Annotated in this window: 2 protein-coding genes; both read right to left on the bottom strand. The window is 69.3% G+C overall.

The window, feature by feature from the left end:
- Nucleotides 1-255: 255 nt before the first annotated feature.
- Nucleotides 256-732: an SMI1/KNR4 family protein gene (locus RIN75_RS31165; RefSeq protein ID WP_309115625.1), complete on the bottom strand. Its 477-nt coding sequence runs from the start codon at nucleotides 730-732 to the stop codon at nucleotides 256-258.
- Complete coding sequence (locus RIN75_RS31160; RefSeq protein WP_309115624.1) at nucleotides 725-9598, bottom strand: SpvB/TcaC N-terminal domain-containing protein; 8874 nt, start codon at nucleotides 9596-9598, stop codon at nucleotides 725-727. The genes RIN75_RS31165 and RIN75_RS31160 overlap by 8 nt, the downstream gene beginning before the upstream one ends.
- Between the last annotated feature and the right edge of the window lie 154 nt (nucleotides 9599-9752).

Here is a 9752-nt window from a genome sequence, read left to right as displayed (position 1 = left end):
TTTGATCTTGAGAGCGCGTCAGCGCGTTTTCTTGAGAGCGCTACGCGCGTTTTTCAAAGCTCTTAAACCGCTTTCACAAGCGAACGCGCTGACGCGCTCTCAAGATGAAAAGCGGGCTTGGGAGGCCACCGGGGGAGGAAAAGCAAAAGCCAAAAGCGACCGCGCTGCGCGCGGTAAGGGCAGCCCGCTGCGCGGGCGCAGGGCAGGCGCTGCGCGCCAAAGCAGCCCGTGTGCGGGGCGAAGAGCGCTTGCGAGTCAGTCTGGGCAGGTGGTCAGGGTGGTGGTGAAGTGGGTGAAGGAGGCTGCGATTTGTCTTGGGATGCGGTCCTCGTCGACGTAGACCACGGCCGGTTCACCGGTTGGGCCGCATGCTCGGTAGTCCAGCATCACCGTGTCGTGGCCCGCCGAAGGCATCTGGCAGATCACCACGCCCACGTCCGGATAACCCCACTCCTCCACCATGTACCTACTACCCAGCTCCGGCGAGTCGATCCCCCACTTCCCCCCGATCCCCCGCAAGCCCCGGATCTCGATGTGATCCGGGGCCCACGAGGTCGGAAAAGGGGTGAACACGCAACGGCGGCGAGGGGTGCCGCCGTTGCGTCGAGCCAACAATTCGAGGTAGGCCCGCGGGAGGGAGACACCGAGCAGCGCCTCCGCCCCTCGGACCATCGCCTCGGTCAGAGGAGGACCCGTGTAGTACGGGTCCTCCTCCCAGAACGGGTCACTCATGCGTCTTCAACGCGTGCCCTCCTGTGTGGCCGGTGGCGCTGTGGACGTCCTGCCTGATGAGTTGCATTCGACCACTGTCCTGGTGGTGGTGCCAGGTGTAGTCCTTCGGCGTGCTCTTCAGGCCCGCGGCCTCGTTGGCCAGCTTCTCGTCCATCTTCCGGTTGCCGGTGAGCTTGATGCGCACGTCCGGCACCTTCGGGTGGCGCCACTTGGAGAAGTCCGGGAAGCCGTTCTTGTCGAACGGGACGCCGGTCTTCGGGTGGGTCTTGCCGGCCAGGTGCTTGTTGCGGATGACCGGGCCACCGCAGTTGTGGACCAGAAGGTCCGTGGCACCCGCTGCCACGTAGTACGTGTGCAGGCCGTCGACGGTCAGGTTGTGGACCCGTTGCTGTTGGGTCCACGCCCGGACCGCGACCACCTGGACGTACGTGCCGCTGCCGGTGCGCAGGAGCGTGCCGGCCTTCAGCAGCCCCGCGTCGACCCACGAGTTCAGGTCGACCGACCAGAACGGGTGGCCATCGGTGGCGATGACGGTGCCCTTGCCGTCACCGGTGTCGACGGTGATCTCGACCAGGTTCTTCGAGCCGTCGCCGACGATCAGGTCCGTGACGGGTCTGGTCTCCGTCTTGCCGGTTTCCGGGTCGGTGGCCACGACCAGGTCGCCGATCTCCACCTCGCTGATCGGCTTGCGGGTGCCGTCGGCCATCAGCACCGGGGTGTCCGGTGTGAAGCTGTTGGGCACCGCACACGGCACGGACGTGTTGCGAGCCGCCTTGGCCGCGTCGCCGCCCTTGTCCGCCGCCCGCGCACCTTGCAGCGCACGTTCGGCGTCACGAGCCCGGTCGGCGGCCTTGACGACCTCCACGCCCTTCTCCGCGGCCCGACCGGCCTTGATCAGGGCACCGGCACCACCGGGGACCACCGGCAGGACCAGGGCGGCACCATCGGCGACGATGCCCACCGCGTCGAGCGCGGCACCCCAGCCGTTGCCCTCGCGCACGTTCTGCACGAAGCTCGCCACGCCGATGCCCAGGCTGATGGCGTCCCACGCGCTTTCCACGTACCGGCCGTCGGGGTCGGTGAACTTCACCGGGTTGTTGCGGCTGTACGTGTACGCGGCCAGGTTGAACGGCTGGTACACGCCGCCACCCGGCGCACCGTCCAGATAGGACTCGACGATCGGGTCCGGGCTCTGCCACACCTGCGTCCGCGGGTTGTAGTAGCGGGCGCCGTAGTAGTAGAAGCCGGTTTCCTCGTCGAGTTCCTTGCTGCCGTACAGGTACGGGACCGGCGTGGGTTGCGCCGGGTGCTCCTGCACCCACGGCTCGCCGAACGCGAAGTACTCGGTGTGCTCGGTCAGGTTGCCGTGCTCGTCCGTGACGTACCCGGACGACCCGAGGTGGTCTGCGTGGAAGTAGAAGTGGTGGTTCTCGTAGGTGGAGTCGGGTTTGACCGTCTTCGTGGCGATCCGGGTGTCACCGACGAACACGTGCTTGAACGACTGCCCGTTGCGCTCGCTGAACGCCCGGTTCGGGTAGATGTGCTGCGGACCGGCGTGCTTGACGACCCGGTTGCCCTCGTCGTCGTACACGTACCGCACGGTCGCCGGCTGCTGCGGACTGGTGCACGCGTCCGGGTGCTGGGCGACGGTCTTGTTGCGGCTGTGGTCCTGGTTGCACGCCAGCCGGTTCTCCTCGTCCCACACCAGCTGCCGGCGCTTGCCCGGCGCGGGCGGCAAGGTGTTGACCGAGTCGATCAGGTTGCCGTTGGCGTCGTAGAACTCGTTGACCGGGCCGACGCCGCTGGGGGCGTGCGGTTTCCCGCTGTTGTAGGTGTAGGTGTAGTCGTAGGTGGTCTTCTTCTGCTCCTGCGCGTTGCCGTCGGTGGACGTGGAGTAGGAGATCGGGGTGTAGGCGGGAGCGGTCGTCGGTTCGGGGGCGGGTTCCGAGGTTGGAGCGGGTTCGGTTTGGGAGGTCTGCTCGTCCTCGGGCTCGATGGGCCCGAGAGGGGGCAGGGGCTCGCCGGTTGCCGGGTCGGTTACCGGGTCGTCGGCCAGGACCTGCTGCTCCGGCGCCGGGGACAGGGTCGTGCCCGGGTTGACCAGGATCTCGTGGCGTTGGGTCTTGCCGGTCAGGTTGTGGATCGAGTCGTAGGCCAAGGTCATCGAGTACCGGTCGAGCTTGTTGTCCTTGTTCTGGTACTCGCCGCCGGCCGACGTGAGCCGGTACAGGTCGTCGTAGCGGTAGGTCTGCCTGCTCGGGCCGCCGATCGGCTTGCCGTGCGGCAGCGGGACGGTGTTGGTCAGCGACAGGACGTTGCCCACGTTGTCGTACTCGTAGGAGATGTCCTGGAACTGGTGGCCGTCGGCCAGCCTCGACTTCAGGTTGCTCAGCTGCCGGTCGGCCGGGTCGTAGGCGAACGTGGTGACCACGCCGGTCCCGGTCTGCTGCACCAGCCGCTGGCCGAACTTGTCGTAGTCCAGCCGGGTCAGGTACGGGTAGTCGAAACCGGCCTTGCGCCCGGTCGCCCGGTGGACCTGGCCGCCGGAGTCGTACTCGTAGGTGAGCACTTCACCGTCGGGGTAGGTCATGTCCAGCACGCGGTTGAACGAGTCGTACCGGTACTGGGTGGTGTACGTGCGGGCTGGTGTGACCAGGGCGGTGACGGTGCGGGTTTCGCTGGTCTTCTCGCCCAGCGCGCCGTACTTGCGGGTCACCGTGCCCGCGCCGTCCTTCACCGCCACCACGCGGTCCGCGCCGTTGTCGGGAGCGCCCGGGCCGCCGTAGGTGTAGGTGACGTTGTTGCCGGAGAACACCGGGTACCGGATGCCCGCCAGGCGGTTGTACTCGTAGTCGTACTCGACCGCCTTGGCCGCCGCGCGCAGCTTGGCCGTGATCTTCGCGGTCTTGTTGCCGGCCAGGTCGTACCGGGTCTCGGTGCGGCCGTGGTCGGGGCTGTCCACGACGGTGCGCCGGCCGAAGTTGTCGTACTCGGCCTTCGTGGTGTTGCCCTTGTCGTCGACGACGCTGGTCAGCTGGCCCATCGGGTCGTAGCCGTAGCTGGTCCAGATCGGCGTGCCGGCGTTGAACTCCTTCACCGACGTGGTCAGCACGCGCACGTCGGTGTAGGTCCGGCGCTGCTTGCCATTGGCGTCGGTGGCGACGGTCTCGAACCTGGGCGTGCCCGACCGGTCGACGCCGAAGCCGTAGGACAGCTCGTTGGACGTGCCGTCCGGCAGGACCGAGCGGATGCTGCGGTCCATGACGTCGAAGCTGAGCTTCGTGGGCGCGACCGTGTCGTAAGAGCTGTTGAACGTGGTGTTGGCCGCGCCCTTCGGCTCGGTGACCGGGTAGTACTGCTCGACCACCCGGCCCAGCGGGTCGAAGGTGACCCGGCCGGAGACCACCATGACGTCCGCCGGGTCGGCCCCGGCGACGGTCGCGACCGTGCCGTCCTGCTTGCTCTGCACCGGACGGGCCAGGCCGTCGGCGAACTGGACGGTGTCGATCGTGTCGTCGCGGACGCCGGTGGCGGTGCGGTCGAGGTGTCGGGTGACCGCGTACGGGACGCTCGCCTCCGGGTGGTACTCGAAGTCGATCGTCGCCCGGCCGGAACCGATCTCGTACGGGCCGACGATCTCGTCCACCCGGCCCACGCTGTCGTAGGACGTGCGCAGGGACTGGTGGTTCTCGTCGATCGTGAGGTCGGGCAGGCCGAACCGGATGTCGTGCGTGGCCGTGGACTCGTAGCCGAAGCTGTCCTTGATGTGCTCGACGTGCACGCCCACGACGGTGTCGTAGCCGTACTCCTGCTGGTACCGCTGGCCGTTCTTGTTGGTCGGGCCGGTGACGGTGCGCAGGTTGCCGTTGGGGTGGTAGGTCAGGTCGCTGACCGCCGCCGAGCCGTCGGGCAGGATTTCCTTGACCACCGTCACGTCACCGGTTGTGCAGTCCACTGTGGACTCGCGGTGGCGCATGAGCGCGCGTGGGCTGGTGCCGGATTCGCGGACCAGGTTGGCCACGCCGACGATGTTGCGGTCGCGACAGGCTGGGATCGACGCCGTGTAGCCGAATTCGGCTTCCACGTCGTCAGCCGGTCCGACGTCGGCCGCGTCGAAGGAGCGGATGAGGTTGCCGTGGTCGTCGTACGACATCTCGGTGTACGTGGACTTGCCCGGGTTGGCCTGGCCCTCGTGGTAGTGCTTGTCCACGCGGGCCAGCAGCGGGAACACCGTCGCCGTGGTGGACGCCGGGTTCGCGGTGCCACCGGTGCCGATGTCGCGGAGCTGGTAGGTGTTGATCGTCTCCTGGAACAGCCGGCCCTGCGCGTCCGCGGTCACCGAGCGGGTCACCAAGCCGCGCGCGTACACCGTGTCGGTGCGGTACTCCTCGGTCAGCGTCCGCAGCACGGCGTCACCCGCGCCCGCGTCGCGCTGCTCGGCCACGACCTTGCCGTAGCCCAGGAACTCCCGCTCCAGCCGGTCGTACTTGCCGCCCTCGTACCGGAACGTGGACAGCTGCACGTCCTGGCCGTCGCCCGGGTGCCCGTCGTGCACCGCCGACCGCGACAGCACCCACTTGGAGTCCGGCTGGTCGGTGGTGTTGCCGGACCGGGTGTAGTCCAGGTCGATCTTCGCGCCCAGCGGCCGGGACACGGTGCGCAGCAGGTTCGTGCGGCCGGTCTTGTTGGCCGCCACCACGAACTCGTTGTCCCGGGTCGACCGGACGTGGTCGGCGTAGCCGTCGCCGTTGACGTCGCGCAGCGCCACCTCGGCGCGGCCGATGCCGGTGGAGACGTCACCGCCGGGGTTGAACACCAGGCAACCGAAGAAGAAGCAGAACCCGAACGTGAAGTACACGCCGCCGCCGAGGGTGGCGTTCTCGTCCTTGCCGATCTCGCCGCCGCTGCCCCGGAACGGCGTCGGCGCGCCGAACCCGTTGCCGGTGTTGATGGCCACGCCGACCGGCTGGTCGCCGTTGGCGAACACGCGGTCGGCCAGGCCGTCGCCGTTGACGTCGAGCAGCGTGGCGCTGGTGACCGACGAGCCGACCGCCGCCGACACGCCGCCCGCGAACCCGTAGTAGTTGGTGTTGAAGCCCAGGTTCACACCGGCGTTGGTGGTCTTGCCGTCGTTGACCGGGCCGCCCGGCCACGGCTCGCGGTCGGCGAACGAGTAGCCCAGGTTGAGCGCGGCGTCGCCGTTGTCGAACACCTTGTCCGGCAGGCCGTCGCCGTTGATGTCGAGCAGGTCGTAGCCGGTGTCGGACTCGCCGCCGCCGACGTTGCCGCCCACACCCAGCGCGGGCATCTCCACGCCCGACTTGGCGCTGTTGGCGTTGCGGCTGCCCGAGGGTGAGTCCTGCCCGCGCGCGTTGCCGCTGGTGCGGGCGGGGCTGCCCGCGTTGGCGTTGACGCCGTAGGCCAGCGACTCCGACTCGCGCACCGACCCGCCGACGCTGCCGCGCTTGTCGCCCAGGCCGCCGGTCATGTCGGAGTACTGCACGCCCGCCGAGCCCACGACGTCGGGGAACCGGTCGCCGTTGAGGTCGAGGAAGTCCAGCTGGCCGACCGTGCGGCCCTTGGCGACGCTCGCGCCCGCGCCGATCGGCACGCCCGGGATGCTCGCGCCGAACGTGGTCGAGATCTGCTGGGTGCGGCCGCGCCGGGACACCGCCGTGGCGCCGGCCACGTCGCTGTCGCTGATGACGTCGATGGTGTCCAGGCCCATGCGGGAACTGGCGGTGGCGTCACGGGCGACCCACGTGTTGTCGTCCGCGCCCGCCCAGCGGTCCTGGGCCGGGAGCGGTGCGAAGACCGTGATCCTCGGCTGCTTCACCTTGGGGTCGTTGGTGAAGCCGGGGACGTCGTCCTCGGTGGGGCCCTCGGGCAGGTCGTTCTTGTAGCTCTCGTCCAGGACGAGGTCGCTGCGCACGATCGGCTGGGTGGCCCGGTCGCGGTTGCCCTGGTAGCCGATCGCGCCCCAGCCCCGGTACGGCTGGGCGAACGCGCCCTGCTCGGCGGAGGCGTGCAGCGCGCTCGGGACGGCGGTGAAGTTCGTGCCGTCGTAGGAGATCGCCGCGGACTGGGCGGTGAGGCGTGCGGGCAGGCCGGTGTCCAGGGTGGCGAAGTCGAAGAACAGCTCGTCGCCCTGTTGGACGTCGGCCGTGACCCGCAGGTCCGCCGGGACCTGGCCGTTCACGATGTCGATCACGCGCTTGGCCAGGAGTGCGCCGCGCTTCTTGACGGTGAAGACCACGCGGGTGTTCGGGGTCTGGCCGGCGAAGTCGAAGGCCAGGGCCGGGTCGACGGTGACGGTGCCGGTCTGCGTCGCGGTGTGGGACGCCTGCGGCGCGGTCAGCGTGGACACCGGGTACATGTCCAGGTCGTAGGGCGGGTTGATGACCAGGACCGGGTTGCCGTTGTCGTCCACGACCGAGTCGAGGCCCTCCGCGGCCGTGTAGTGGGCGCGCGGGACCCAGCGCAGGGTGCCGGCGTCGACCGGCGAGTCGACCTTGAGCCGCCATGAGAGGGTGTCGTCGGCGGTGACCGGGATGTCCAGGTCGAGGTGGGCGGTGTCCTCGGTGGTGCGGTCGAGGACCTGGCTGTAGACGTCGGTGCCGTTGCGGGACACCACGACCGTCACGTCGTCGGTGGTCGGGCCGGTCTTGGTGACGTCACCGGACAGGTGCAGGGTGCCGGTCAGCGGCGCGACGACGACCGAGGGTCGGCCGCCGAGGGTGAAGTCGCGGGAGGCCAGGTAGGTGTCGTTGGCCAGGCCGTTGACGTCGGTGCTCGCGGTGAAGCTGGTGTAGGTGACCTTCGGGTCCCACGCGACCGTGTCGTACATGCCGTCGAGCACGGACTGGACGCGGAAGAACAGCGCCTCGCCCTTGCGGACGGTGATGTTGTCGGTGCCGGTCGGGGCGAACTCGATGTGGTCGTCGGGGCCGATGCGCTGGGCCCACAGTTCGGTGTCCTGGTGCTGGACGGTGACCCGGACGCCGTCCGCGCGGGTGTAGGCCTGCCGCTCGGGGCTGGTGTCCTGGACCAGCTTGACCCGGCCGTCCACGCGGACCACGCCGTCGAACGGAGCCACCCAGCGGCGGACGCCGTCCAGCAGCGGGAACGTGTCCACCTGGCGCTGGAACTCGGCGGTCTGGTCGCCGACGATCGTGCCGGACGCGGTGCCGGAGCCGATCGGGACGCCGGTGTCGCCGCTGTCGGTGCTGTAGGTGGGCTGGCCGTTGGCGTCGAGCCGGCCGAACAGGACACCGCCGTTGTTGACCAGGTCGGTGATGCCGTCGCCGTTGACGTCCAGGAAGTACCGGTCGGACGTGGTCGTCGTGGAGACGTAGTCGAGCTGCGCGGCGACGCCGAAGTAGGACTCGATGCCGACCGTGCCGGAGCGGGTCTTCTCGGTGGAGATGCCGGGGAGGTTGGTCAGGCGGATGGCGGTGTCGCCGAACTTGGTCGGGCCGTCGGGGCCGGACTCGTTGGGCCGGTAGAACACGCCGCCGCCGGAGCGGAACACCTTGTCCGGCAGGTTGTCGCCGTTGACGTCGGCCAGCGCGAGCAGGCCGTCCGACGAGCCGGAGTTGTAGCCGACCTTGACGCCGGCGGAGTTGGACTTGCTGACCGAGGTCGGGTTGTAGCCGACGTAGAGGTGGCCGCCCGCGCTCTTGTTGGTGGTGGCGGAGAGGGCACTGGCTTCGCCGTCGCGGACGTTCACGCCCAGGTCGTCGTCGCCGATGCCCCAGTTGCCGGCGGCGTCGAAGGCGTTGTACGCGCCGCTGCCGTCCCGGATGTCGTCGAAGTAGTCGAACGTGTGGGTGTTGAAGCGGGCGTTGTTCGCGTCGAACTGGCTGACCGAGGCGAGCAGGGTCTTGGCGAACGCGCCCTGCCGGTAGTCCAGCTCGTACGCGCGGATCAGGGTGTCGTCGACCTTGACCTCGACGCGGCGCAGCAGGTCCGCGGTGACCCGCTTGAACCCGGCGCGGGCGTCGATCTGCACGTCGGCGCGGCGGGGCTCGCCCCGGTCGCGGTCGCGGGTGAAGGTGACCGAGTAGCGGCCCTCGGTGTCGCCGTGACCGGTGTAGGTGATCTTGGTCAGGTAGAGGTTGCTGCCCGGCACCGAGCCGTTCGCGATGCCGCCGTCGTCGACCTTGGTGCTGTGGTAGCGGACGAAGTTGTCGTTGGTGTCCCGGGTTTCGCGCAGCGCCCAGGTGGCGATGTTGCCGGAGGCGTCCTTGAGGGTGGAGTTCGGGTCGTTGCCGAAGACGGAGCGCGTGCCCTCGCGGTCGGTGACCTCCCACCAGTAGTTGGTCGGGTGGTCGCCGTGCCGGACGATCTTGTCGAACCGGCCTTCGACGCGGGTGTGGAAGACCTTCTCGGCGGTGCGGGCCTGGAGTTCGCCGCGGTGCGCGACGGGGGTGAGCTGTTCGCCGTTGAGCAGGTAGCTCTCGGTTTCCAGTTGCGCGTGGTAGCGCGGGACGCCCCAGCGGGTGTCGAGGGTGATCTGGGCCTGGGCGAGGTCCCAGCCGACGCCGGTCCAGCCGTTGCCGCCGGCGGAGCTGTACTGGACCGCGAGCTTGGGCTGCATGCCCGAGCGGCCCGGCGGGACCTCCAGCGGGTAGGACAGGCGGGCGTCGCCCATGTTGTTCGCGGTGGGCGCGGAGACCAGGTTGACGCCGGCGGTCGGGTCGGCGGCCTTGATGCCCTTGAGCTGGTTGGGGTTGAACGCGGCGCCCTCGGGGTGGTCGGGGACGGCGACCGAGCCGTCGCCGGTCGAGGTCGGGGTGACCCGGCCCCCGAACAGCTCCGGCGGCGTGAGCCCGAAGGCGATCAGCGCCAGCACGACGAGGAGCACGCCGCCGGCGCGTCCTCTGGGTATCGGTCTGCGGCGGTTACCGGTCGACATGCGTCGTCCCCTCATCAGGCGGCGGGCTTCCCTCACCCGTTTCGAGAACGACGGCGGCGCTCGTTACCGAGCGGTCCTGGTGTCACCCGCCCGGCCCAGTGCA

This window comes from Saccharothrix sp. (assembly GCF_031180885.1).
GTDB lineage: Bacteria > Actinomycetota > Actinomycetes > Mycobacteriales > Pseudonocardiaceae > Actinosynnema.
Note: the sequence above shows the minus strand (reverse complement) of the source record. Positions and strands in the feature narration are given on the sequence as shown.

What these genes read in the sequence shown, in the direction of transcription:
- RIN75_RS31165 (WP_309115625.1), bottom strand. Translation starts at nt 732, where the DNA reads ATGAGTGACCCGTTCTGGGAGGAGGACCCGTACTACACGGGTCCTCCT.